The following is a 25,622-nucleotide window of genomic DNA, read 5'->3' as shown; positions in this document are numbered from 1 at the left end:
GCCGATCCCTGCCTGCGTAACACAGATACTAATTATAGCTGGCCACCGCGTTTCGCTTACTCGATGTCTCTGCGCGCCTTATTAGTCTGAAGGGGTGTTACTGAATAGAGACAGTTAGATATAGCGAATAGGTTTTAAGTAATCCGCTTGATGTCGAGGTTGGAATATCCAGGTGCGCGGGCCTTGTAGCAACAGCGTCTGTAGCGGCCATGAACTATACTTCCAGCGAACTTTGCCACGACGAAAGGTGGTATTGGGTCAGCCTGTTTTGGCGTCGGATGAGTCGTGATTAGACGCTGCTGTTCTGTGGGGATGCTTATGCATGCCAATGAGTGACAGGAATAGGAAGAAGGCAAAATGGCAATGGCAATTATTCTTGTCCTGATCGTTATTGCATCCGTGCTCTTCCATTTATTAGCGCCCTGGCATGCGGCACCACCCGCTTCCAATTGGGGGTCAATAGACACCACGCTGTTCATCACGCTGGTCATCAGCGGGATATTTTTCATCGCCATCACCGTGTTCATGGCGGTGGCCGTCATGCGTTTCCGTCACAAGGAAGGCGTCAGGGCCGCCTACCAGCCAGAAAATAAACGCTTGGAATTCTGGTTGATTGTCGTGACGTCGATCGGGATTGCCGGGATGTTGGCGCCAGGTCTTGTTGTTTATAACGATTTCATCCGGGTGCCCAAAAATGCGTATGAACTTGAGGTGGTCGCCCAGCAATGGCAATGGGCTTTTCGTTTTCCGGGCCAGGACGGGAAGTTGGGGAAGTCGGATATCAAGCTTGTTGATTCGGTCAATCCACTCGGTCTTGATCCCAAGGACCCTGTTGGACAGGACGATGTAATAGTCAGAAGTAATGAAGTTCGTCTTCCGATCGATCAGCCAGTGAAAGTCTTGTTGCGTTCCAAAGATGTTCTGCACAATTTTTATATACCGCAGATTCGCAGCAAGATGGACATGGTGCCGGGAATGGTGTCGTACTTCTGGTTTACGCCAACTGTCATGGGCAAGTATGAAGTGCTGTGTGCCGAGTATTGCGGCGTCGGTCATTACAACATGCGCGGCAATATGATCGTGGTCGACCAGGCCGCCTTCGCTCAGTGGCTGGGCAGCCAACCGACCTTTGCGCAGACATTGACCACGGCCGCCAGGCCCGGTCGGGACAGCGTGCTGGAAAAAGGCCGCCAACTGGTCGAGCAATACGGCTGCCATGCCTGCCATAGCCAGGATGGCAGTGCCAGTCTCGGCCCGGGATGGAAGGGCTTGTACGGCCGCACCGAACAACTCGCCGATGGCAGCAGCGTGCAGGTCGATGAGGCTTACCTCAAAGAGTCGATCCTCGATCCGAAGGCCCGCCTGGTGCAAGGCTACCCGCCGGTGATGGTGGCCTATACTCTCAAGGATGATGAATTGGCTGCTCTCATCGCCCTGATCAAATCGCTGGGTGCCGGGCAGCCAGCCGAAGAACCGTCTACCGGCGACGTGTCGGGCTCAGGTGACGACCTGGTGGCACAGGGACAGAGGCTGGCGCAGTCGCTCGGTTGTCTGGCCTGCCACAGTGTCGATGGCAGCAAGGGTATCGGCCCCGGTTGGCAGGGCCTGTATGGCAAGGCAGAAACCCTTGCCGACGGTACGAGCATCAAGGTCGATGAGGGCTATTTGAAAGAGTCGGTTCTCAATCCCGCTGCCAAAATCGTCAAGGGCTACGCAGCCGTTATGCCGCCCTTCACGCCGAGCGACAAGGAGCTGAACGCCCTGATCGCTTTTATCAAATCCAAAGCGAATGCTGACGCTGAATCGAGCAAGGCTGAGCCAGGGAAGTCGCCGTAAAGCCGCCAGAAACACACTGAAACTTCGGCCGGAGGATGACGTGATGGCCTATGCGGAGCAAGCCGAAACAGAGGCACTGCACGAGCCGAAAAGTTTCCTGACCAAATACATCTGGAGTCAGGACCACAAGGTCATTGCCGTTCAATATTCCTTGACGGCGCTGTTCGTGGGTCTTATCGCTGTGGTGCTGTCCGGCTTGATGCGCATGCAGATCGGCTTCCCCGGCAGTTTGGCGTTCATGGACGCCAGTGCTTATTACCAGGCGATGACCATGCACGGCATGATCATGGTTATTTATTTGCTGACGGCCTTGTTTCTGGGGGGCTTCGGCAACTATCTGATCCCGCTGATGGTGGGCGCCCGCGACATGGTCTTCCCCTACGTCAACATGCTCAGCTACTGGTTTTACCTGCTGGCAGTCGTGGTGTTGCTCTCCAGTTTCTTTGTCCCGGGCGGCCCCACCGGTTCGGGCTGGACGCTCTATCCGCCACAGTCCATTACTCAGGGGACACCGGGTGTCGAGTGGGGCATCGTCCTGATGCTCGTCTCTCTGGCGATTTTTATTGTTGCCGCCACCATGGGCGGGTTGAACTACGTCACCACGGTGTTGCAGGCGCGCACCCACGGCATGACGTTGTTCCGCATGCCGCTCTCGGTGTGGGGAATCTTCATGGCCTCGATCATGGCCTTGCTGGCGTTCCCGGCGTTGTTTGTCAGCGCCGTCATGATGCTGTTCGACAAACTGTTGGGCACCAGTTTCTTTATGCCGGCGATCATCTCGCTGGGGCAGCAACTCGATCATCAAGGGGGCAGCCCCATCTTGTTCCAGCACCTGTTCTGGTTCTTTGGCCACCCGGAGGTCTACATCGTTGCGCTCCCGGCGTTTGGCCTGGTCTCGGACCTGATCAGCACCCATGCGCGGAAAAACATCTTCGGTTACCGAATGATGGTGTGGGCCATTATCGCGATTGGCGTGCTTAGTTTTGTGGTCTGGGCGCACCATATGTATGTCAGCGGAATGAACCCGTACTTCGGCTTTTTCTTCGCCGTCACCACTTTGATCATCGCGGTGCCGACCGCCCTGAAAGTCTACAACTGGGTGCTGACCCTGTGGCACGGCGACATTCATCTGACCGTGCCGATGCTGTTTGCCCTGGCCTTTATCGTCACCTTCCTGGTCGGTGGCCTGACCGGGTTGTTTCTCGGCAATGTGATCGTGGACATTCCGCTCTCGGACACCTATTTCGTCGTCGCCCATTTCCATATGGTCATGGGCGTCGCGCCGGTACTGGTGGTGTTTGGCGGCATTTATCACTGGTTCCCGAAAGTCACCGGTCGCCTGTTGAATGACACGCTGGGCAAGTTGCATTTCTGGATTACTTTCCTGGGCACCTACGCCATCTTCTTCCCCATGCACTACCTGGGTTTCCAGGGCATGCCGCGCCGTTATTACGCTTATGACAACTACGCGTTCATCCCGCAGTCGGCGCAAGAGTTGAATGCTTTCATTACGGTGGTGGCCTTGACCGTCGGCGTTTCCCAGTTGCTGTTTGTGTTCAACCTGGCCTGGAGCACATTCAAGGGTAAGCCCGCTGGCGGCAACCCGTGGGGCGCGGCCAGCCTGGAGTGGCAAACGCCGAACACTCCGCCGATACACGGTAACTGGGGCGCGAAGCTGCCGGTCGTGCATCGTTGGGCCTATGACTACAGCGTTCCGGGGATCGAACAGGATTTCGTGCCGCAAACAGTCTCCGCCGAGGAGCTGGAACAGATGCGGCAGCTCAGTGCCGGAACCCGGGCAGCGGACGTTAAAACATGAACAGACTGCTGTTGAAAAACGCCGACGGCGCGGACCCCAACGGCAGCTGGAGTCGTGATCCCGAAGGGATTCAGTCCGCTGAAGGTGCCAATCGAAACCAGACCGCAAAAATAGGCCTGCGCCTGTTTCTGGTCGTGGTGAGTTCGTTGTTCTTTCTCTTTCTGCTGGCCTTTATCGCCCGTTCACAAATGTCCGACTGGCTACCCCTGACAGAGCCCTTGGCGCCGTTAGCCAACCCATGGCAACTCTGGGTGAATTCGGCATTTCTGGTGTTGAGTTGCATCGCGTTGCAGTGGGCGCGCATGGCCGCTCGCCAGGCTCGGCTGAACGCAACGGTCATTGGCTTTGTAGTGGGAGGCGTATTTGCAATTGCCTTTCTGGCGGGGCAGTTCTGGGTCTGGCAGCAGTTTGTCGCCTGGGGCTACTTTGTCGCCAGCAACCCGGCCAATAGCTTCTTCTACCTGTTGACCGGTGTGCACGGGCTCCACCTGCTGGGCGGGTTGTTTGCCTGGGGCAGGACCGTCGCCAGATTCCTGAGTCGCGTGCCGTTGCCGCAACTCAGCGCCAGCGTCGAACTCTGTGCCATCTACTGGCATTACTTGTTGGGTCTGTGGATTGTGTTATTCGCTTTGCTGACCAGCACGCCACAGACTTATGAAGCCATCGCCAGACTCTGCGGCTTGAGGTGATCAGCCATGGCATCGCATCCACAAGCTCCAGGCGAAAGTTCATCCAATCCCCTCGGCTCGCCGTCTGCACCAGGATGGCAAGGCATCGCCAATGACTGGGCCTCGGACAAGGAGGCTTTCAAGCAGGTGCCTTGGGGCAAGGCGATGATGTGGATATTCCTGCTCAGCGACACGTTTATATTCACCTGTTTCTTGACCGGCTACATGTCGGTTCGCATGACCATCACCACGGCCTGGCCAAACCCCAGTGAAGTGTTCGCCTTGACCATCGGCGGTCGAGAAATCCCGCTGATTCTGATCGCCATCATGACGTTTGTGCTGATCAGCAGCAGCGGCACCATGGCCATGGCCGTGAACTATGCGTATCGCCGTGATCGCGCGAAAACCACCGCCCTGATGTTGGCGACCGCTGCCTTGGGCGTGACCTTCGTCGGCATGCAGGCATTTGAATGGAGCAAGCTCATCGCAGAAGGGGTACGTCCCTGGGGGAACCCCATGGGAGCGGCGCAATTTGGCGCCAGCTTTTTCATGATTACCGGTTTTCACGGGCTGCATGTGTCCATCGGCGCCCTCTACCTCAGCATTGTGGCGAGGAAAGTATTGCGGGGAGATTATGAGCGCTCCGGAAACTATCAAAACGTCGAGATAGCCGGGCTGTACTGGCACTTCGTGGATTTGGTGTGGGTGTTTATTTTTGCGTTTTTCTATTTATGGTAAGTCCGGGACGCTGTTCATGAAGGGGAGAGCAGGATCCGCAGAGGAGCACTGATGATGGCGCATGCTCAAGGTCAGCAACATCCGATCAGCCTGTACCTGAAAATCTGGGGGCTGTTATTCGTCCTCAGTACCCTGTCGTACCTGGTCGATTACTTTCACTTCCACGGCTACCTTCGCTGGGCCCTGATCATCACTTTCATGTTGCTGAAGGCCGGTTTGATCGTCTCCATCTTCATGCACATGGCCTGGGAACGATTGGCCATGGTCTACGCCATCCTGGTGCCACCGTTGTGTTTGCTGGTGCTTGTCGGACTGATGGCCACCGAGGCGGACTATGTGTTTCTCAGCCGGGTGATTTTCTTCGGTCAATAGGATACGCCCGGACGACCTTGAGCCTCCGGGGACTGATCGGCAACAAATGCCGTTATATCGTTCGTTTGAACTGATGCCACCTGTGCAGCCAGGCGACTGTCCAGTGAGGGGCTGCCGTGCCCGTACCGGCGATCTTCAGTAGTGGATGGTGTCCGATAACCCCGTCCAGAACCGGCTCTTGATTCGGCTCGACGTCCACAAAGAAAATGTGTTTTCCCTCTTCTACCACCTGTTTGAAACTGCGGAAGTGAGCGTTTGGCACCTGAATACCAAAAAAACCGCCTTCCCAGATGCAGAAGCCGAATATAACAACGGCGAGAAAGATAAAAGGCATCCAGCCTGCGACGGATTCGGTCCAGCCCAGCCAGTAGGCGCCGCCAAGGACCAACGCGGCGAGTGGCAAACCGATCACCGCACCGATTTCGCCAGAGTGAACGACATCCTGCTCCATCAACGAGTTGATCTCGTGCAGGTGATGTTGTTCAACATCAGCCACATGTTCGCTGAGCACATGGATTTGTTCGGAGTTGATGCCGTTGGCTTCCAGTTCATTTTCAACGGCTTCAAGGTCGTCGAGATTGTCACTGATGTAATAGTGTCGATTCATGCCACACCTCCCATCCCGTGCTTGCCGTAGACCTCCTTTGTCTTGCAGCTGTTTGCCGGAATTTGCAGTCGGTATCGGTACCCGTGGGCAACGCTTCTCACTTCGTTCAAGCCATGAAAAGTATAGCACTGCATGGCGTGCGGGCAGGGTAGGGGCATCGGGTCGCCTGGCCTTGCGGCTGGCTCGCAGGGCTCCAGATTCCGGGCACAAAAAAACCGGTCACTTGGACCGGTTTTTTGTGTTTCTGCGTCTCCCGTCAAAATCATCCTGACGTGAGACATAAATTCGATTTGAGCGGGTGAAGGGAATCGAACCCTCGTTATCAGCTAGGGAAGCTGGTGCAGGTGGGCTACTGGAATTGATTAAATTTCATGAGCTCCTTCCAAATGTAACCGTAGCTGTAGCGTAGCCATGTAACTTTTAACAGGTCGAAGCTACGTCGCAGCCAACTGTTTTCTCGCGCTTTGAGTTCTTTGGCTATTTCATCTAGTAACCATTCATCCTGAAAACCAGTCCAAACAGGAGGGACGGGCGTTTCAAGGTTGCTGAAACACACAGGCGCGACCTCTGAGTACAAGATGTCTTCAACGACCTTTGGGTCATAGCCCCGGATTCGTTCTGCAATAGAGGCGTAGTCGACAGTGCTGTCTACAAAAGCCTCTGCCAGCGCGATCTGGATGCTGGCTCGTTCCGCGGGGGTCAGAATATGTCCCAATGGGCCAGCTCCTCTAGCTCTGCGTCGAACGTATCAGCCGCGACCCCGCCTGCAATGCCACCAGCAATGCTACCGATGAGAACAACGGCTATGGCGCAAGCCGGAGCTCCAGGACCACAAAGTGCGGATATGCCCAAACCCGCCAGAAATCCACCCGCCGCACCACCACCCAGGATCGTGGCTTGACGAGCCGTTTCCTTGGCCTTGTCGTCTGCGTTCAGTATTTGGTAAGTGGCCAGCACCGCTGTCATGATGATGCCAACCTTGCCCATAACAGACATGATTTTGGTGCCAGAGGTGAACTTGGCATTGGCACTTCCGGACCGCTCCAGCGCTTTGTACAGGACTTCTTTTTGTTGGGCCTTTGAAAGTTGTTCGTAATTTTTGTTGAACTGGGTTTGAGATTTTTCGTTCAGGATTTCGCTGTGTGTTTTCCCGGTTTTCTTCTTTTTTTGCACGATGGCCAGGCCCTGCGCAGAGGTCAGCTTGCGGTGTTCGAGCATGATTTTGTTGCGCATCTCATTGCTGAACTTTGTCGCGTCCTCAACGCTTATGTTGCCGGCCCGCACCTCGGCGAATATCTGCTGTGACATTCGTCGAATATTGCCCTCGTAGCTTGCGCGGACGCGTTCGTCCTTTATGGCATCGATGGAAAAACGACTGGCCGCCCCCTCCATGCCTGCAACCGCCATCTCAAGGGGGGATCGGTCGAGCGTATGTTCACTTTTTACAACATAACTTCCGGTTACCAGGTTCGGTTCCGTCACGAGAATATCCTTATCCCAAAATATCGTTCAGCAGTCCGTCGATACCTGCGGTTGTGCAGGTGTTCTCGTGTTGGGCAAATGCCAAGGTATGGCATGCCTTTCCGGTGGGGTTGGAAAATTTGACCGAGTTGTTTGCGTCAAAGACGCCGGGCATGGAAGACCCATCGTCAAAGTGAGCCGTGCAAGCAAATCCTTTGTAGCTTTCTTCTGCGGAAATCTTAAAACCGATCCAGTTCCCGTGAATGACCATGGGCGTAGGCGGAGTAAAGGGGGCAGGGGTGTGGGAGCTTCCGATGATGACCGTACCCGAACCGCCGATTACGACGTCGCCATGGGTTCCGACAGTGCCGACCAATGCGGCGTTTTTGCCGTTGATAAACACTGTGCCGGACACTTCCGAGGCTAACGCACTACCGCAAGTACACGTGTCCCCTTTGCGAGCGGCTGCAAGGCCGTCGAAGAACACATCAGGAGAGCCGGAGGCGATAGCTTTGGAGCCGTGCCCAGGTATGGGGCAACTGGTTGGGTCGGTGATTCGTGCAGCTGGCTTTGCCATGCTTGACTCCCTGTCAACGAATTTAACGAGGGCGACTGTATCAGACTTGTGCTGGAAAATAGCCCGCGCGGATGTTCGCGGGGTCATGCCTGGGCATGGGATGGGAGATGATGAACCAGAGTTATATGACTAAGCCTGATCAGCTGTGGGTGGCATGCGAATAGTGGTGTGTTGGCCAGTTGCCAGCGTGCAGGAGGGGCGCAATAGGTCTAAGTCGACTAAGCACTGGTATCTGTTTTTAGTTTGTTCGTGTTCTGAAAAAACAGAAACAGATACCTTGTTGACGCGGGGTAGGCTGGAGGCCTTGAAAATAGTGGAGCGGGTGAAGGGAATCGAACCCTCGTTATCAGCTTGGGAAGCTGGAGTAATGCCATTATACGACACCCGCTCAGAGCGGCTGACTTTGTACCAGATGTGCGCATGAAAATGAAGTTTTTCTTTGCGCGTGAGGGCTTTGGCACAGGTGAAACAAGACATCGGACCGGGTGGCGGTCGTTCGCGGGCAAGCCTCGCTCCTACAGATTGGCGTTAACGCTATAGGGCGAAGCTTGCTCGCGATGACGCTGTTTCAAATGGACAATGCATGGTGGTCCTGGACGTAGTGGTAACGCGGTCGGCTTGCCTGTTGCTCAGGTTTCAGGAAACCCAGCAACGCATTGCGACTGTCTCGGCAGGCGGCTTTGTGTTCCATGTCGAGAAAGTGGCCCGTCGCATCCAGCGTCGTGAACGTGGCGTGTTGCACGTGGTTGGCGAACAATGCCGCGCCATCGGCGGCGGTGTATTCGTCCCATTCGCCGTTCATGAACAGCACCGGCACGTTGATTTTCTCCGCAGCCTTGAAGAAGCACTGGCGGTCGCTGTGCAGCAGGTCGCTGATGTGGAAGTGCATCTGCCCGTATTCATGATCGGCCAGGCTGCTGACGTGACGGTAGTTGAAGCGCTTGAACAGGGTCGGCAGGTGTTTGCCGATGGTGCTGTTCACCAGGTTGCCGACCCGGTCGCCGTCACGGCTGCCGAGGTAGTCGACGCCGCGCTCGAGGTAGTCGAGCATGTGCGCGTTGATCTCCGGGGAGAACGAGCTGATCACGGCTTTTTCGATCCGTCGCGGTTGTTGGGCGAGGGCGACCAGGGTCGCGGCGCCACCCCAGGAAAACGACAGCACGTGTTCGGCGGCGAAGTGGTCGATCAGCTCCAGGAGGATCTGCCCTTCGACTTCCTTGGTCAGCAATTTCTCATGCAGGTTGTGGGCTTTTGACTTGCCCGCGTAGGGCTGGTCGTAGCAGACCACATTGAACTGCGGGTGGAGGTTTTTCACGGTTTGTGCAAACGACGCAGTCGTGGCCATCGAGCCGTTGACCAAGATAATGGTCTTCTCTGCGGCGTCTGCGCGATAGAACTCCGTGTAAACCCGATACTGACCTTGTATATCCAGCACAGCGATTTCTGGCCTCATGTCATAAGACTCCTGGCAAGCGGGTATGCGCGCAAATGAGATTGCACGAGCTTTGTGACAGGTAGGCATATGCCTGGAATTTGAAGGCCCATGTCGATCCATTGCAGTCCGGTCGACGGGTGTTGTTATTGGCGGGCAGTCTGTCGGTCTGAGGCGGAACCTTGAGGTTCTCTAACCGACAAAAAGTTTCTTAGATGTATGTTGTGACTCGTCAGTCACATTTCGGCTGACGACCTGATTCAAGCAGGGGAGTTGGCATCGCGCAAGTGCCATTCGTAAATTGTTCGACAACTTCTGCTGAGCGGTAGGCTGCTTAGATCAATCCGATCTCTTCATCGCTCAAAGGGCGGTATTCGCCCGGTTTCAACGTGCTGTCGAGCACCAGCGGACCCATGCGTTCGCGGTGCAGGCGCAGCACTTTGTTGTCGAAGTGGCCGAACATCCGCTTCACCTGGTGATAACGACCTTCGACGATGCTCAGCCGCGCTGATTTCGGCCCGAGCAGCGCCAGTTCGGCCGGCAGCGTGGTGAGGTCTTCGAAGGCGAAGTACAGGCCTTCGCTGAATTTCAAAGCATATTCCGGGCCGATGTCTTGCTCGGTCTCGACGTAGTAGACCTTGGGCAATTTGGTCTGCGGCTGGGTCAGGCGTCGTGACCAGCTGCCGTCGTTGGTGATCAGCATCAGGCCGGTGGTGTTGAAGTCCAGGCGGCCGGCGATGTGCAGGTCTTCCTTGTCCGGCTCGTCGAATAGATCAAGGACCGTCGGGTGTTCCGGATCGCGGGTGGCGCTGACGCAACCGGGGGGCTTGTGCAGCATGAAGTAGCGGGCGGGTTTGCCGAGTTGCAGCACTTCTTGATCGACTTCGACGCGGCTGAACTCCAGCACCTCGGTGTGAGGGTCGCTGACGATTTTTCCGTCAACCCGCACGCGCTTTTCCACCAGCAACAGGCGAACCTGCTTACGGTTGAAGCGGGGCAGGTTGCTGAGGAAACGGTCAACACGCATGACAAAACATCGGAAGGAAACGGGCCGCGCATCTTACGTGATCGGCCACAAGGATGCTTACAACTGCGCCTCGACCTGCGCGCAGCGCGGGCACAGGCAGGATTTGTCGCGCAGTTCGGGCGGCAGTGCTTCGAGCACCGCCGGGTCGATGCTGACGCCGTAGCACCAGCAGGCCCGATCGGCGGTTCGCGGGTCGGCCAGGGTGCAGTCGTTGGAGGCGCCGCAGGCCGGGCAGAATTCAGGCTTGTTCATGTAGGACTATGCATAACTGGTGTGAGGCATTTCCGCGCAGGTACGGTTACGGCCGGATTGCTTGGCCCGATACATCGCATGATCGGCGCGGGAGAGCAGGGTGTGCAAGGTGTCATCCGGTTGCAGCGTGGTCAAGCCAATGCTGACCGTCAGATGCAAGGTGTGACCGTTGTAGGCATAAAGCTGTTCTTCGACATGCTGGCGAATTTTCTCGGCAATCATCAGACCGGTCTCACCATCCGTGTCCTTGAGCAGCACGATGAATTCCTCACCGCCCCAACGGCAGACGATGTCGGAATGGCGCAGGCAACTCTCCAGATCCCTTGCGAAGCCGATCAGCACCTGATCGCCGGCGAGGTGACCGTAGGTGTCGTTCAAGGCCTTGAAGTGGTCCAGATCCAGCAGCAAGGCGGTCAGCGGTTTCGGCTCGCGTTGGGCTTCGTGCATGGCTTGTGCGGCCAGCAGATCGAAGCCGCGACGGTTCGGCAGTTCGGTCAGGCTGTCGAGGGTCGCCTGCGCCTGGATCTTGCCCTGATAACGCTTGATCACCCGGTTGAGCAGGGCCAGCACAGTCAGGGTCACGAGCAGGCAAATCAGCAGGTTGAGGTACAGCGACTGGCGGATTTCGCTGAGGGCGCCGTCTTCGCGTTTGTCGACGAACAGGTACCAGTTCAGTTCCGGAATGAAGCGCACGTTGAGGAAATGGCCCTGGCCCTGGACGGAATATTCGTAGCTGCCGCTGTGGGGCTTGGGCAGCTGGTTGACCAGGCCTTTCATGCTTTCCAGGTCGTTGAGTTTCTGGCCGATATGCGCGCCCTGCGGGCCACCCTCGGCACCGGTAAGCACCAATCGGCCGAAGCTGTCGACGAAATACACGCTACGTTGATAGCGCTGTTGATACTTGTCGATCAGCTTGATCACCGCATCGACGGTCAGACCAACGCCTGCCGCGCCGATGAAACGGTTGTTGTAGTCGTAGACCTTGTAGTTGATGAAGAACGTCAGATTGTCCTTGTTGGCCAGGTCCGGGTCGACGTTGATCTCGTAAGGGGCAGCCATGTCACGCACACGGAAATACCAGGCATCGCGCGGCTCAGTGACCTTGACCTGCTTGAGCACGCCTTTGGCGTGGTAGTAGGTGAGCGTGCCGTTGGAGACGAAAAATGCGGTGTAGGCGCCGTAGTGGGTCATGACCTCGTTGAGGTAGCGGGTCATCTGGTCGGGGTCGTGTTCGCCGTTGACCACCCAATCACGCATGAAGGTGTCGCGGGACATCATCGAGGAAATCAGGATTGGTCTGACGAGGTCTTTCTGGATTTCCGAGTAGACCGTGTCCGAAGTCAGCGGCAGCTCGGTGTTGACGATGTTGTCGCGGATCGAGGCGCGCGAGGCGTAGTAGCTGAGAAATGACGTGGCGAGAAAACCTGCGCCCAGCAGCGCGATCAGCGTGAGGACCAGCGAACGTTGCGAATACAGCGGCGAGTGAAGCAGCATGGCGATTCCGTTGGCAGTGGCCCGTTGGGGAGCATTCTAGTGGGACTGCGGGGAAATAACTGCGGGATTTGCTGGGTGAATCGGCGAGGATCAGGTCTTGTGGTGCCTGTGCTGACGTCTTCGCGGGCAAGCCTCGCTCCTACAGGTCACCTGGATCTGTAGGAGCGAGGCTTGCCCGCGAATCGTGAGATCAACGTCGACCTGTCAGGTACGCACGCCATCCGCCCAAATGACTTATATCCACAGCCCCCTCCAGCCCATACGCCTCGCAGATAAACCCACTCTCCCAACGCCCATCCGCCAGTTGCACCTTGCCCAACCCCAGCGGCGCCGGAATCCCGGTCAAAAACGACCCCAACTCACTGCTCGGCAAGTCCCAGACCTCCACCGCAATCGCTACGCCGCCATCCTTCACCCGCACCATCCCCGGACGAAACGGCGGGCCACCGGCCAATGCATACAGTTGATAGTCCGGCGAGCTGAAGGTCGTCTCGACCAACGTCGCACCGCGCCGCTTCAACTGCCAGTTCAGCGCCAGCCCATCGAGATGCGCGCCGCACACCACCAGCCGCGCACGATCGTTGCGCGCGACCGTTGCGGGCGCAGGAGAACGACGCTGAAACGCATCCGCCACACTCAACAAATACTGATCGGTAAACGCCCGGCCAAACACCGTCACGCCCCACGGCAAACCATTGCCCATGAACCCGCTCGGCACCGCGACGGCGGCATAGTCCAGCAGGTTCATGAAGTTGGTGTAGTAACCCAGTTCCGAATTGCGCAGCACTGGCTCAGCCTCAAGCTCCGCCAGTGTGACGGGACGGCCGATGGTTGGCGTGACCACGCAATCGAGTCCTTCCAGCGCTTTGTCGCACAGCGCTTTCAAGGCTTGCAGCCGATATTGGGCGCGGAAGGTTTGCACACCGTTCACCGCCGGCGCCTTGGCCAGCACCGCACGAATCACCGGCAACACCGCTTGAGGATTTTGCTCCATCAACTCGCCGGCGACGCTGTAGCGCTCCGCCACCCACGGGCCTTCATACAGCAGGTGCGCCGCTTCAAGGAAAGGCGACAAATCCAGTTCCACGGCTTCACCGCCCAACGCCTTGAGCCGGTCGATGGCATCGCCGAACAACAGCGGACCTTCAGGGCAACCGAAGAACTCCAGGTCCTGCGCACGCGGTACGCCGAAGCGGAAAGGGCGCGGTGTGCCGAACGCCGAGCCGTCATTCCACAGCGGATTACGGCGGCTGTATTCGTCCCGTGGATCGAGATGCGCGGTGAGCGCCAGTAACTGACTGGCTTCCCGAGCCGTCGCGGTAAAGGTCGTGACGCAATCGAGCGTACGACACGCCGGCACCACGCCCGCCGTGGAGATCAACCCTTTGGTGGCTTTCATCCCCACCAGATTGTTTAACCCCGCCGGCACTCGCCCCGAGCCCGCCGTGTCCGTGCCCAACGAAAAACTCGCCACGCCCAGCGCCACCGCCAGCGAAGAACCGGCGCTGGAACCGCCTGACGGATACTCCGGCAACACGCTGTTCGGGCACGCGCCATACGGCGAGCGGCTGCCGTTGAGGCCGGTGGCGAACTGGTCGAGGTTGGTCTTGCCCAGCGGAATCGCGCCCAGCGCCAGCAATTGCTCGACGATGGTCGCCGACTGCTGCGGCACATAGGCAAATGCCGGGCACGCTGCCGTGGTCGGAATGCCCGCCAGATCGATGTTGTCCTTGATCGCGAACGGCACGCCGTACAGCGGCAGGCTGTCGATATCGCGGCCGTCGAGCGCGGCGAGGTACGGCTCCAGTTCTTCAATGCTGAGCAAATGAATGAACAGGTGATAGTCCGGGTTCAGGGCGGCGGCTTTATCGCGCAGGGCCAGCAGCAGCTGTCGCGGTGTGATGCTGGCGTCGCGATAAGCGCTGCGCAGGGCGTCGAGTTGCAGATTGATGGTCATGAAGTGAGTCCTTTGCAAAATGGGTTCAGTCGAGTTCCAGCACCACGACGCGCTGTCCGGCGCGCACGGCCGAACCCGGTTGCACGCGGATTTCGCGCACCACGCCGGCCATCGGTGCGAGCAGCGGGATTTCCATCTTCATCGACTCCAGAATCACCAGCACATCACCGGCGGCAACGCGGCTGCCGGTCTCCACCTGGACCTGCCAGAGGTTGCCGGCGATGTGGCTGTCGACGCTCCTTTCGCCACTGGCCAATGGTGCGTCTTCGATCGTTTCCGGGGCCGCTTCTTCACTGTCGAAATGCGCCTGGCCGCTGGCGATCCATCGCTCGCGCTCGGCGTTGAACGCGCCTTTCTGTTGATCCCGAAAAGCTGCAATGCTCGAGGCTTCTTTGCTCAGGAACGCCTGGTAATCCGCGAGGTTCAACTGGCTGTGTTCGATGTTCAAATCGAAGCGCCCGAGGGGGAAATCCCGGCGGATGCGCAGCAGTTCATCGGCGCTCACCGGGTAGAAACGGATCTGGTCGAAGAAGCGCAGCAACCACGGTTTGCCATCGAACGCGGCGACTTCGCGGTAGCGGTTCCACATCTGCAACGTGCGACCGACGAACTGATAACCGCCGGGGCCTTCCATGCCATACACGCACATGTACGCGCCGCCGATGCCCACCGAGTTTTCCGCAGTCCAGGTGCGGGCCGGGTTGTACTTGGTGGTCACCAGACGATGGCGCGGGTCGAGCGGGGTGGCGACCGGCGCGCCGAGGTAGACGTCGCCCAAACCCATTACCAGATAGCTGGCGTCGAACACCGTGCGCTGTACTTCATCGAGGTTCGGCAGGTCGTTGATGCGGCGGATGAACTCCAGATTGCTCGGGCACCACGGTGCGTCCTTGCGCACGGTGGTCATGTATTTCTCGATCGCCAATTGGCAGGCCGGGTCGTCCCAGGACAGCGGCAGATGGACGATGCGCGAAGGCACTTGCAGGTCCTTGGCGGCGCACACCGCGTCCCATTCACCGGCGACGATACCGAGCAGATCGGCCAGCGGCAGTTGTTCGGGTTGGTAGTGCACTTGCAGCGAACGGATACCGGGTGTGAGGTCGATTACACCGTGCAGGTGTTTGCTTTCCAGGGCTTGCATGAGGGCGTGGGCGCGGAAGCGCAGGACCAGGTCCAGTTCCGGTGCGCCGATCTCAAGTAGCAGGTGCGTATCCCCCGACAGTCGCGCAACCAACCGCGTATCGTCCTGACCAATCTCCATGACAACAGGGGACTGTAGGAGCCGGCTTGCTGGCGATGAAGTTGACGCGGTGTCTGTTAGGGCCCCATCGCCAGCAAGCCGGCTCCTACAAGGGGTATTCCATTTCAGGGCGAGGGTGCGGGCGGTTTTGATATCGACTGGCTGGAACTGCACTTTGTCCCCGGCCTTGAGCTGGCCGAGTTGCCAAAGATCCGCCTCGATCACCGTCACCGGGCACACAAACCCGCCGAGGCTCGGGCCGTCCGGCCCCAGAATCACCGGCATGTCCCCGGTGAAATCCACGGCGCCAATCGCATACGGATTGTCGTGGATATTCGACGGGTGCAGCCCCGCCTCACCGCCGTCAGCCCGCACCCATTCCGGCTTCGGCCCGATCAGGCGCACGCCGGTGCGGCTGGAGTTGAAATGCACTTCCCACTGAGTCTCGAAAAACGTGCCGATGTAGTTTTCGGTGAAATATTCCGGTGCGCCATGGGGGCCGTAGATCACCCGGATCTGCCGCATGGCAGGCAACTCAGCAATGACAGGCAGTTGCTCACCGACGCTGTGATCGGTCAACGCCGGCACATGCAACACATCGCCGGCCCGTAATGCGCGACCACCATGGCCGCCAAACTGTCCGAGGGTGAAGGTGCTTTTGCTGCCCAGATAGTCGGGCACCTGCAGCCCGCCGCGCACACACAGATAGCTGCGGGCGCCTGCGCCGCCAATCGTGCCGAGACTCAACGTAGTGCCTGCCGGAACCAGCAGCGCCGTGTTCATCGCCACGGTTTCGCCGTTCAACGTCAGCGGAATCACTGCTCCGGTGACCGCCACCACCGCGTCGCAATTGAAGCGCAGCAATGGCCCGCTCATGGTGATTTCCAGCGCGGCGGCGCCTTCGTCGTTACCCAGCAAAAGGTTGCCCAATCGCAATGCGCGACTGTCCATCGGCCCTGACGGCGGCACGCCCACGGCCCAATAACCGAGTCGCCCCGGATAGTCTTGAACGCTGGTCTGCGTACCGGCGCTGAGCACTTCAAAAGTGTTGGCCTGATACACCAGGCCTTCGAGGCAACGGGTCCACGGTTGGCCGCTGGTGAACGGTTCATCGAGCAAAATCTGCCGCAGGTAGTCGCGGTTGGTTTCCACGCCGTAGAGCTGGCTGTCGCCCAGTGCTTGATGCAAATCCGCACGCGCTTGTTCGCGGGTCGGCGCCCAGCAGATGACCTTGGCGATCATCGGGTCGAAGTACGGCGGTATCTCGCAACCGGCCTCGACCCAGGTGTCGATCCGCAGCTGTTTGCCGTCGGCGACAGGGAAATTTACAGCGGTCAGTAAACCTGGGCTCGGCTGAAAATCACGACCCGGATCTTCCGCATAAAGCCGCGCCTGAATCGCATGGCCCTCGGCTTTCAATCCTTGGCTCAATACGCTCAGCGGCGGCAAATCACCCGCCGCCAGTTCCACCATCCAGCGCACCAGGTCCACGCCCCACACCTGTTCGGTGACGCCGTGTTCCACCTGCAAACGGGTGTTCACTTCCAGAAAGTAGAAGCGCTGGTCTGCGCTGTCGAACACAAATTCCACGGTGCCGGCGCTGCGGTAGTTCACCGCTTTTGCCAGTTTGATCGCCGCCGCGCACAGCTCATCGGCCATGCCGTCAGGCAGGTTCGGCGCCGGGGTTTCTTCGAGGACTTTCTGGTTGCGCCGTTGTACCGAACAGTCGCGCACACCGAGGGCGATCACTTCACCGCGACCGTCGCCGAACACTTGAACTTCCAGGTGTCGGGCGCGTTGGATGTACTTCTCGATGAACACGCCGGCATCGCTGAAATTGTTTTGGCCGAGGCGTTTTACGGCTTCGAAGGATTCACTCAACTCGTCAGCACTGCGACACACGCGCATGCCGATGCCACCACCGCCGGCAGTGCTTTTGAGCATCACCGGATAGCCGACTTGATCGCCGGCGATCAATGCCGCGTCGAGGCTGTCGAGCAGCTCGGTGCCTTCGAGCATCGGCACGCCGTGTTGCTTGGCCAGGGCGCGCGCGGTGTGTTTGAGGCCGAACACGCGCAGCTGTTCTGGCGTCGGGCCGATGAACGCGATATCGGCAGATGCGCAGGCTTCGGCGAACGCGGCGTTTTCCGAGAGGAAACCGTACCCAGGATGGATCGCCGTGGCGCCAGTGGCTTTGGCGATGGCGAGGATTTTATCGACCGCCAGATAGGTGCCGGCGGCGGCGCCTTCACCGAGGCTGTGGGCTTTATCGGCATGCAGGATGTGCAGGCTCGCGGCATCGGCTTCGGAATAAACGGCGACGCCTTTGACGTGCAGTTCACGCAAGGTGCGCAGGACGCGGCAGGCAATGGCGCCACGGTTGGCAATCAGGACTTTTTCGAACATGGCATAACCCCTGGAGGGGATGCGGGCCGTCCCGCAGTTTTTCGTTGGGCGCCGGGGTCGTCCCCGGCGGAAAATCACAAGTCTTCAGAACACCGCTGAACCCTGTGGGAGCGAGCCTGCTCGCGATGGTCGTGAACGATTACGCGTAAAACCAGATGCCCCGCGGTGCACTTGGGTTTTTCGCGAGCAGGCTCGCTCCCACAGGGGGTTAGTGGTGTTCTTGAGGTTTGAGGCACTGCCCGGAACGGGCCTGGCACAGGGCAAACAACCAGCGACGCAGACGGTTCAGTTTCAGTTCCATACCAGCAGCTCCGCAGGCGTAGGGTTGTAGGCATTGCACGGGTTATTCAGTTGCGGACAATTGGAAATCAGCACGATCACGTCCATCTCCGCCCGTAAATCCACGTACTTGCCCGGCGCCGAAATACCGTCCTCAAACGTCAGCCCGCCATCCGCCGTGACCGGCACGTTCATGAAGAAGTTGATGTTCGGCCCGATGTCGCCCTTGCCCAGTCGCCCGTCGTGGACGCAGGCGCGCAGGTAGTTGTCGCGGCAGCTGTGCATGTAGCGTTTTTCCAGAGCGTAACGCACGGTGTTGCTCTCTTGCGCGCAGGCACCGCCGAGGGTGTCGTGGCGTCCGCAGGTGTCGGCGACGATGGTCAGCATCGGTTTGCCGAGGTTGGAATAGAGCACGCTGCCGGTGCTCAGGTAGACGCTGTTCTGCCGGCGCAAGGTGCGTTGCACGTCGTAGCGTTCTTTCGGGTTGGCGACGCTGTAGAACAACGTATCAACCGCCTGATTGCCTTCCAGGTCGAGGATGCGCAGGGTCTGGCCGACCTTGACCTCCATCAGCCACGGTTCGCCGGCGGGAATGGTGGCGCGGTAGACCGCTGTTTCTGGATGCTTTTGAGCGGTAGCGATTGCGAGTGACATGGCAGCGATCCTCAGGCGAACAGGCGGTCGGTGTTGATGAAGCCGCGCTCGTTTTCCGGGCGCGAGGTGCGGCAGTGTTCGGCGACACTGGCGTCGGCGTTCATCCAGCTCAGCTTCAACGGTTTTGGTGCGTATTCCGGCGACGGATCCATCGGATGTTGCAGGGCGGTGAGCACCACCAGCGTGTCCATCGGCGCGTACAACTCGATGTAGTCGCCAGCCTTGGAGTTGCCTTCGACGAAGTGGAAACGCCCGGCTTCGTCGACGTTCACGCGGCTGAACAGGTTGAGGGTCATCAGCAAGTCCGACAGGCCCAAACCCCATTTGCCGAGTTCCACCAACAGGTTGTCGGTGCCGTTGCGGAAGAAGCCGTTGCGCAGTTCCTGATAGCGGCCTGCGCCGTACTTTTCCGCGACTTCTTCAGCGCACAGCACGCCGCCGAGGCTGTCGCTCCAGCCGCAGGTGTCGGCGGTGATCGCCGCCAGCACGCGGCCCATGTCCGAATACAGGCAATGACCGGTGGTGAGCTTGGCGGTGTGTTGGCATTTGAGGCTGTCGGGCAGGTTCAGGCGTTCGGTTTTTTCGTTGGCGTTGAGCAGCGTCAGGCTGACGTTGGCGCCACCGCGCAGGTCGGTCAGGCGCAGCAATTGGCCGCGCTTCAGGACGAAGGAACGATGGCCGCCGCCGGGGAGCATTTCCTCGGCGAAGGGGGGGAACAGTTGGGTCGAATCAGTCATGTGCAAAATCCTCTTAAGCGGTGCGAAGCGCGCCTGCAAGTGTTTCCGGCAAGGCATCGACGGCGGCGCGCGTGGCGCGGCGGTCGCTGTTCAAAGGGATGTCGTAAGTGATGCGCGCGCCATAGGCGCCGGGGGCGTGCGGGTCGACGCGGACCTTGTCGAACACCAGCAGTCGCGTGCCGAGGCTGAAACCTTCGGACAGGTCGTGGGTGACCATGAACACCGTCAGTTGCGTCTCGCGCCACAGCTCCAGCAGCAAGGCGTGCATGTCTTTGCGGATGCCCGGATCGAGCGCGCCGAACGGTTCGTCGAGCAGCAACACGCGGGGTTTCATGATCAGCGCCTGGGCGATGGCCAACCGTTGCTGCATGCCGCCGGAGAGCTGCGCCGGGTACTTGTCCAGCGAGTGACCGAGGCCGACCTTTTGCAGCAGCACCGAGGCCTGTTCGCGAGCGTCTTTTTTGGCGTTGCCGAACAACCGCCCAAGCAGCGGCGAGCGCGGCAGTTCGAGGCCGAGGGCGACGTTGTCCAGCACCGTCAGGTGCGGGAACACCGAGTAGCGCTGGAACACCACGCCACGGCTCGAATCCGGTTCGCCGGCCAGCAGTTGACCGTCCAGCAGAATCTCGCCGCGACTGGCGCGTTCCTGGCCGAGCAACAGGCGCAGGAAGGTCGATTTGCCGCAGCCCGACGCGCCGACCAGGGTGCAGAACTCACCCTCGTTGACGTTCAGGTTCAAGCCTTCGAGCACCACTTGATCGGCGTATTGCTGCCAGACGTTTTTTACCGTGATGAAGCTCATGCGCGGGCTCCTTCATACCAAGGGAACGCACGTTGAGTCAGGCGCTTGAGGCCCCAATCCATCAGCCAGGCGAGCAGGGTGATCCACACCACGTACGGCAGGATTACGTCCATCGCCAGGTAACGGCGCACCAGGAAAATCCGGTAACCGAGACCGTCGGTAGAGGCGATGGCTTCGGCGGCGATCAAGAACAACCACGCCGACCCCAGCATCAGCCGCAACGAGATCAGCAGGCGCGGCAACAATTGCGGGAGCACCACGCGCAGCATCAGCGTCCAGGTCGATGCACCGAGGGTCTGGGCCTTGATCAGCAACTCGACCGGTATTTCCCGGGCGCGCTGTTCCAGATCCCGCGCCAGACACGGGGTGATGCCGATGACGATCAGCATCACTTTCGATAACTCCCCCAGTCCAAAGACGATGAACAGAATCGGCAGGATCGCCAGCGGCGGCACCATCGACAGCACCGTCAGCAACGGCGACAACGGCGCGCCGAACAGCGGCAACGTGCCGGCGGCGATGCCCAGGCACAACCCGGCCAACGCGCTGATGCCGAGGCCAATGGCCAGGCGCCGCAGGCTGGACGCGGTGTCTTGCCACAGCACGTATTCGCCGGTGCGGCTGTCGGCGGTGAACGCCAGGCGCTTCACCGCGTCGGTCATTTGCACGGCGCTCGGCAACAGCTTGTCGTTAGGGTTGTCCAGTAGCCGTTCGGCCGAGCCCATGAAGTAGGCGAACAGCACCAGGGCGAACGGCAGGATCACCAACAACAGGCGACTCGGGCGATCCGGGTGGCGATTGATCAGGCGCATGGCCAGGTCCTCTTGTTACAGCTTGGCGTCGGCAGCCATCTGCACGTAACTCGGATCGAAGCGCAGCTTTAGGTTGCTCTTGTCGCCGCTGGTCACGCCGTTGGCGAAGGCCATGCCGACCGCGCTGGTGTCCTTGGCGCCTTCACCGAGCAAGCCGTGCTGGAAGGAAAACTCCGCGACCTTGCGCATGGTTTCCGGCAGTTGCTTGCTGGTAGAGAACGCCAGGGCTTCTTGCGGTGTGGCGAACAGTTTGGTGGTGTCGAGTTGCGCCTGGAAACCTGCGAGGTCAGTGCCCGAGGCCTTGGCCATGTGTTCGAGCGCAGCCTTGCTGGCGGCGTTTTTCGCGTTCATCAACTCGACCACTTCGAACCAGGCGCCGGTCAGTGCCTTGCCCAGAGCGGGGTTGTCTTTGAGGGTGGCGCTGTTGACCACCATCATGTCCATGATCTCGCCGGGGATCTGGCTGGAATTGAACACTTCGGTCACGCCCGGCTTGGCCTTGATGTCCGAGAGCATCGGGTTCCAGGTGGTGACGGCGTTGACCTGCTCCGTGTTGAAAGCGGCGGAGATGTCGGCGTCGGAGGTGTTGACCACTTTCAGGTCTTTCTCGGTGAGGTCCACCGAATCAAGGGCCCGGGCCAGCAGGTAATGGGACACCGACAGCTCGACCAGATTGACGTCCATGCCCTTGAGGTCGGCGACTTTCTTGCCGTCGCCCTTGAGCACGATGCCATCGTTGCCGTTGGAAAAGTCGCTGACGATCAGTGCGGTGCTGTCGACGCCGCCGGCGGCCGGAATGGTCAGCGCGTCCATGTTGGTCATGGTGCAGCCGTCGAACTGGCCGGCGGTGTATTGGTTGATGGATTCGACGTAGTCGTTGAGCTGCACCACATCAATCTTGATGCCGTACTTCTTCGCCCATTTGTCGACGATGCCTTGGCTGCCGGCGTATTCCCAGGGCATCCAGCCGGCGTAAATGGTCCAGCAGACGCTGAAGTGGTCTTTTGGCGCGGCCTGGGACGAGACGCTCACGATGGCTGCGAAGGCAGCGGCGAGGAGGGCGGGTAAACGAAGTCGGGACATGGTGGTTCTCCAGTTGATCAAGGGCGGGCAGGAGTCAACGCGGCACCGCGAACGGTGGCTTGTCTCCCGGGCTTTTGTCCCGCCGTGTAACCTCAACTGGAGGTCGCCAACTCTCGGACCAGCCACTCGCCTTAGCGAGCCGGAACCCTAGTCAGCCATTGCAAATTGTGGTGCCGCGAACCTGTGATGACTCCTGCACGGGTTTGCTAAAGCGAGAGCCGTGCCAAGTCGCCCGAAGCGCTCTGGGCCGGGGGATTGCCATTTTTCGGGAGGGCGCAAGGGCCGTTCGCTGCTTTGTGATGGTGCGCCCGTGCACTGAGATGCAGCGTGGCTGGCCGCTGATCCGAAGGTCAGGCGTCGTCCGGCACTCGCCGTCGCATTGCCAGTCAAAACAGGTGTCAGCCGGCTGTATCGGCTGTGGTCTTTCAGGAGGCCGCCATGTTTCGTCGACTGTTACTGGGCGTTGTGCTCGGTGTCGGGTTGTCCGGCTGCTACTACTACGCCGGCACCTACGACGTGTATTCCACGCCTTATTACTACCCCGGCTATGCGCCGTATTCCTACTATTACGGCCCGCGTTATTACTATGGTCCGCGCTTTTACGGTGGTTATCGCTACTACTATTGGGGCGGGCATCACCCTCGTTATTACGGCGGTGGATACCATGGGCGGCACCATTAATCAGCGGGTGAATAGATGAAAAACCTTTCATCGGCTAGATGTTTCAACTTGTTTCAAGAGCGCACCGGATGTCGAAAACGATGTCTGATCTTTCGACAGTCACCGAATAATTGACTGTCGCTCGCCAGCGTCGCTGGTGTGGCTCACTCGCGGTCCAGGAGGCCGCCATGCTCTGTCGAAAACAGCTCCGCCCAATTCTTCTGATGGCTGTATTAGGATTGTCACTTGGCGCGTGCGTGCCCTATGCCGATGGAGGAGGCAGCTACTACAGTTCCGAGGTTTACACGTCCCCCGCGCCGTACTACTCAGATGGCGGCGGTTACTACTCCAGTGGCGGTTACTACACCTCGCCGCGCCGGTATTACTCACCACCGGCCCGCTATTACCAGCCAACGCCGCGGTACTACCACCAGCCGCGGGTGTATCAACCGGCACCGCGTTATTACCAGCCTTCGCCACGAAGCGATTACCGGGCGCATCAGGGGCGCGGTTGGGACGGCAATGGCCGGGGCGGCTGGGATGGCCGTAACCGTGGCAATTGGAACAATGATTACCGTGGTGGCGGACGCAATCACGGTGGACGAGGTGACCACTACGGTCGCGGCGATCACTCTGGCCGAGGCAGCCACCGATAACATGAGTTGAATGCAATACCTGTGGGAGCGAGCCTGCTCGCGATGGCGGATTGTCAGTCACATCATTGATGAATGACAAACCGCCATCGCGAGCAGGCTCGCTCCCACATTTCGTTTTGTGACCTTACAAATCCGCCAGCGGATGCCGGCCTTCCCAGACCTTGCGAAAATGCGCCTCCACCACCGCATCCGGCACGTGATTGATATCAGGCCAATGCCAATGCGGTTTCTGGTCCTTGTCGATCAACCGCGCACGCACGCCTTCGCTGAACTCCGGATGCCGGCAGCAGTTGAGGCTCAAGGTGTATTCCATCTGGAAAACCTGAGCCAGCGACATATGCCGGGCGCGGGATATCTGTTGCCAGATCAGATGAGCAGTCAGCGGCGAACCTTCACTCAGGGTCCGCGCCGCGCGGCTAAGTACCAGGTCCGTGCTATCACGCTGTTGGCTGATGGCTTTCCAGGCGCAACGTACATCACTGACATCCAGCAATTCGTCGATCTGCTGGCGGCGCGGCAGCCACTGGGCTTCGGGCATTTGCGCCAGCGCTTCCTGCTGCAAGGCCTTGAGCAGGCTGTTGAGTTGCATCGGCGTCTGTTCCTGCCAGTTCAATTGCAGCAAGCCTTCGATCAGCTCTTCTTGCTGTTCATCGAGCAGGAAGCGGTCGGCCAGGCCCAGATCGATCGCATCGCGCCCGTTGATGTGCGCGCCAGTCAGGCCGAGGAACAAACCGAGCTTGCCGGGCAGGCGCGACAGAAACCAACTGGCACCGACATCCGGATACAAACCAATGCTGATTTCCGGCATCGCCAAACGGCTGCTCGGCGTGACAATACGGATGTTCGCGCCCTGCAGCAGGCCCATGCCGCCGCCGAGTACATAACCGTGACCCCAGCAGATCAGCGGTTTCGGGTAGGTGTGCAGGCTGAAGTCCAGCCGGTATTCCGCCGCGAAGAAAGTTGCGGCCAGCGGGGGCACTACGCCGGGGTGCGCGCGACAGGCTTCCACCAGGCTGCGCACTTCGCCACCGGCGCAAAAGGCCTTGGCGCCATGACCGCGCAATAGCACGCAGACGATTTGCGGATCCTTGGCCCAAGCGTCCAGTTGATCGCGCAGGGCGTTGATCATTGGCAAGGACAGGGCGTTCAGGGACTTTTCGGCATCCAGGCTGGCAACGCCGATGCGGGCGCCGTCGGTGCCGGTGAGTTCTTCGAAGTGCAGATTCATCGTGACCTCGATCGGGAATTTGAGCGTTCAGTATGATCGCAATGCAGGAAAGTGCCGGATCTGCGTCAGATCAATTGACAAGCGTGATGGGCTTTCCTAGGGTTCGCCCCATTGTTTTTGCCGGATGTAACCATGACTGCTGACGACCGTATCAAACTCGAACCGAGCTGGAAGGAGGCACTGCGTGCCGAATTCGACCAGCCCTACATGGCAGAGTTGCGCGATTTCCTGCAACAGGAGCGTGCGGCCGGCAAGGAGATTTATCCACCGGGCCCGATGATTTTCAACGCGCTCAACTCGACGCCGCTGGACAAGGTCAAGGTCGTCATTCTCGGTCAGGATCCGTATCACGGGCCAGGCCAGGCCCATGGCTTGTGCTTCTCGGTGCAACCGGGCGTGCCGGCGCCGCCGTCGCTGGTGAACATCTATAAGGAGTTGAAACGCGACCTGAACATCGACATTCCCAATCACGGTTATCTGCAGAGCTGGGCCGATCAGGGCGTGTTGATGCTCAATACCACCATGACCGTCGAGCGCGCCAATGCCAATGCGCACAAGGACAAGGGCTGGCAGTTCTTTACCGATCGGATCATTGAAGTGGTCAGCCAGCAGCAACCGCATCTGGTGTTCATGCTGTGGGGCGCCCATGCCCAGAGCAAGCAGAAGCTGATCGACGCGACCAAGCATCTGGTGCTGACGTCGGTGCACCCGTCACCGCTGTCCGCTTATCGCGGGTTTCTCGGGTGCGGGCACTTCAGCCGGACCAACAAGTTTCTTGAGCAGAATGGCGAGACGCCGATTGATTGGCGGTTGCCGCCAGTCTAA

At 59.2% G+C, this 25,622-nt stretch carries 24 protein-coding genes, 1 tRNA gene and 1 riboswitch; of the genes, 8 read left to right on the top strand and 17 right to left on the bottom strand.

Annotated elements, in window-relative coordinates:
• The first annotated feature begins 357 nt into the window (after positions 1 to 357).
• Genes IB246_RS14550 through IB246_RS14530 form a run of 5 tightly spaced genes read left to right on the top strand, consistent with a single transcriptional unit; the run spans position 358 to position 5,433 of the window.
• Complete coding sequence (locus IB246_RS14550; protein WP_008036186.1) at positions 358 to 1,836, top strand: cytochrome c oxidase subunit II; 1,479 nt, start codon at positions 358 to 360, stop codon at positions 1,834 to 1,836.
• Positions 1,837 to 1,879: 43 nt separating this feature from the next.
• The gene (gene ctaD / locus IB246_RS14545) at positions 1,880 to 3,655 is read left to right on the top strand and encodes a cytochrome c oxidase subunit I (RefSeq protein WP_008036188.1); all 1,776 of its coding nucleotides are present in this window, start codon (positions 1,880 to 1,882) and stop codon (positions 3,653 to 3,655) included.
• Entirely contained in the window at positions 3,652 to 4,344 is a 693-nt protein-coding gene (locus IB246_RS14540; RefSeq protein ID WP_008036190.1) for a cytochrome c oxidase subunit 3, read from the top strand. The genes ctaD and IB246_RS14540 overlap by 4 nt, the downstream gene beginning before the upstream one ends.
• A 6-nt stretch (positions 4,345 to 4,350) precedes the next feature.
• Positions 4,351 to 5,061 carry a heme-copper oxidase subunit III family protein gene (locus IB246_RS14535; protein WP_008036192.1) on the top strand — a complete coding sequence of 237 codons (711 nt, stop codon included), beginning with the start codon at positions 4,351 to 4,353 and terminating at the stop codon, positions 5,059 to 5,061.
• A 54-nt stretch (positions 5,062 to 5,115) separates the two neighbouring features.
• Positions 5,116 to 5,433 (top strand): cytochrome C oxidase subunit IV family protein, encoded by a 318-nt coding sequence (locus tag IB246_RS14530; RefSeq protein WP_007988247.1) that lies wholly within the window; start codon positions 5,116 to 5,118, stop codon positions 5,431 to 5,433.
• Between the two features lie 52 nt (positions 5,434 to 5,485).
• On the opposite strand, the gene IB246_RS14525 is transcribed toward IB246_RS14530, so the two are convergent.
• The 16 genes from IB246_RS14525 to IB246_RS14450 form a co-directional block, all read right to left on the bottom strand.
• Entirely contained in the window at positions 5,486 to 6,040 is a 555-nt protein-coding gene (locus tag IB246_RS14525; protein WP_008036193.1) for a hypothetical protein, read from the bottom strand.
• A gap of 349 nt (positions 6,041 to 6,389) precedes the next feature.
• On the bottom strand, positions 6,390 to 6,755 hold the full coding sequence (locus IB246_RS14520; protein ID WP_008036195.1) for a hypothetical protein: 366 nt from the start codon (positions 6,753 to 6,755) through the stop codon (positions 6,390 to 6,392).
• Positions 6,740 to 7,522, bottom strand: a complete 783-nt coding sequence (locus tag IB246_RS14515) for a hypothetical protein (RefSeq protein WP_008036197.1) — start codon at positions 7,520 to 7,522, stop codon at positions 6,740 to 6,742. Before IB246_RS14515 ends, IB246_RS14520 begins: the two co-directional genes overlap by 16 nt.
• 10 nt (positions 7,523 to 7,532) lie before the next feature.
• A complete protein-coding gene (locus tag IB246_RS14510; protein WP_008036198.1) occupies positions 7,533 to 8,078 on the bottom strand; it encodes a PAAR domain-containing protein in 546 nt (181 codons plus the stop codon).
• A gap of 314 nt (positions 8,079 to 8,392) precedes the next feature.
• Positions 8,393 to 8,466 (bottom strand) — tRNA-Gly (locus IB246_RS14505).
• Between the two features lie 180 nt (positions 8,467 to 8,646).
• Positions 8,647 to 9,531, bottom strand: coding sequence for an alpha/beta fold hydrolase (locus IB246_RS14500; RefSeq protein ID WP_008036199.1), 885 nt, complete (start codon positions 9,529 to 9,531; stop codon positions 8,647 to 8,649).
• Positions 9,532 to 9,844: 313 nt separating this feature from the next.
• Complete coding sequence (locus tag IB246_RS14495; protein ID WP_008025762.1) at positions 9,845 to 10,537, bottom strand: pseudouridine synthase; 693 nt, start codon at positions 10,535 to 10,537, stop codon at positions 9,845 to 9,847.
• Positions 10,538 to 10,594: 57 nt separating this feature from the next.
• Complete coding sequence (locus IB246_RS14490) at positions 10,595 to 10,789, bottom strand: cysteine-rich CWC family protein (RefSeq protein ID WP_008025763.1); 195 nt, start codon at positions 10,787 to 10,789, stop codon at positions 10,595 to 10,597.
• Between the two features lie 6 nt (positions 10,790 to 10,795).
• Complete coding sequence (locus tag IB246_RS14485; RefSeq protein ID WP_008036200.1) at positions 10,796 to 12,283, bottom strand: sensor domain-containing diguanylate cyclase; 1,488 nt, start codon at positions 12,281 to 12,283, stop codon at positions 10,796 to 10,798.
• Between the two features lie 190 nt (positions 12,284 to 12,473).
• On the bottom strand, positions 12,474 to 14,240 hold the full coding sequence (gene atzF, locus IB246_RS14480; RefSeq protein WP_008036201.1) for an allophanate hydrolase: 1,767 nt from the start codon (positions 14,238 to 14,240) through the stop codon (positions 12,474 to 12,476).
• Between the two features lie 25 nt (positions 14,241 to 14,265).
• Positions 14,266 to 17,886 (bottom strand): urea carboxylase, encoded by a 3,621-nt coding sequence (uca, locus tag IB246_RS14475; RefSeq protein WP_008036207.1) that lies wholly within the window; start codon positions 17,884 to 17,886, stop codon positions 14,266 to 14,268.
• A gap of 291 nt (positions 17,887 to 18,177) precedes the next feature.
• Positions 18,178 to 18,819 carry an urea amidolyase associated protein UAAP2 gene (locus IB246_RS14470; RefSeq protein ID WP_008036211.1) on the bottom strand — a complete coding sequence of 214 codons (642 nt, stop codon included), beginning with the start codon at positions 18,817 to 18,819 and terminating at the stop codon, positions 18,178 to 18,180.
• Positions 18,820 to 18,830: 11 nt separating this feature from the next.
• Positions 18,831 to 19,556: an urea amidolyase associated protein UAAP1 gene (locus IB246_RS14465; RefSeq protein ID WP_008036212.1), complete on the bottom strand. Its 726-nt coding sequence runs from the start codon at positions 19,554 to 19,556 to the stop codon at positions 18,831 to 18,833.
• A 13-nt stretch (positions 19,557 to 19,569) separates the two neighbouring features.
• Positions 19,570 to 20,358 carry an ABC transporter ATP-binding protein gene (locus tag IB246_RS14460; RefSeq protein WP_008036214.1) on the bottom strand — a complete coding sequence of 263 codons (789 nt, stop codon included), beginning with the start codon at positions 20,356 to 20,358 and terminating at the stop codon, positions 19,570 to 19,572.
• Positions 20,355 to 21,170: an ABC transporter permease gene (locus IB246_RS14455; RefSeq protein ID WP_008025776.1), complete on the bottom strand. Its 816-nt coding sequence runs from the start codon at positions 21,168 to 21,170 to the stop codon at positions 20,355 to 20,357. The genes IB246_RS14460 and IB246_RS14455 overlap by 4 nt, the downstream gene beginning before the upstream one ends.
• A gap of 15 nt (positions 21,171 to 21,185) precedes the next feature.
• On the bottom strand, positions 21,186 to 22,253 hold the full coding sequence (locus tag IB246_RS14450; RefSeq protein ID WP_008025779.1) for a putative urea ABC transporter substrate-binding protein: 1,068 nt from the start codon (positions 22,251 to 22,253) through the stop codon (positions 21,186 to 21,188).
• Between the two features lie 61 nt (positions 22,254 to 22,314).
• Positions 22,315 to 22,415: riboswitch (guanidine-I (ykkC/yxkD leader) on the bottom strand.
• 276 nt (positions 22,416 to 22,691) lie between these two features.
• Between IB246_RS14450 and IB246_RS14445 the strand changes: the two genes are divergently transcribed.
• Together IB246_RS14445 and IB246_RS14440 are read left to right on the top strand one after the other, a co-directional pair.
• The gene (locus IB246_RS14445; RefSeq protein ID WP_008025780.1) at positions 22,692 to 22,934 is read left to right on the top strand and encodes a hypothetical protein; all 243 of its coding nucleotides are present in this window, start codon (positions 22,692 to 22,694) and stop codon (positions 22,932 to 22,934) included.
• Between the two features lie 167 nt (positions 22,935 to 23,101).
• Positions 23,102 to 23,569 (top strand): hypothetical protein, encoded by a 468-nt coding sequence (locus tag IB246_RS14440; protein ID WP_008036217.1) that lies wholly within the window; start codon positions 23,102 to 23,104, stop codon positions 23,567 to 23,569.
• Between the two features lie 124 nt (positions 23,570 to 23,693).
• Here IB246_RS14440 and IB246_RS14435 read toward each other — a convergent pair whose 3' ends face one another.
• Positions 23,694 to 24,797, bottom strand: coding sequence for an enoyl-CoA hydratase/isomerase family protein (locus IB246_RS14435; RefSeq protein ID WP_008036219.1), 1,104 nt, complete (start codon positions 24,795 to 24,797; stop codon positions 23,694 to 23,696).
• A gap of 132 nt (positions 24,798 to 24,929) precedes the next feature.
• Between IB246_RS14435 and ung the strand changes: the two genes are divergently transcribed.
• Positions 24,930 to 25,622: a uracil-DNA glycosylase gene (gene ung / locus IB246_RS14430; protein ID WP_008025785.1), complete on the top strand. Its 693-nt coding sequence runs from the start codon at positions 24,930 to 24,932 to the stop codon at positions 25,620 to 25,622.

It is taken from the genome of Pseudomonas sp. PDM01 (assembly GCF_014852325.1).
Classification (GTDB): Bacteria; Pseudomonadota; Gammaproteobacteria; order Pseudomonadales; family Pseudomonadaceae; genus Aquipseudomonas; species Aquipseudomonas migulae.
The sequence above is the reverse complement of the archived record's forward strand: the minus strand, read 5'-3'. Positions and strand labels throughout refer to the sequence as shown.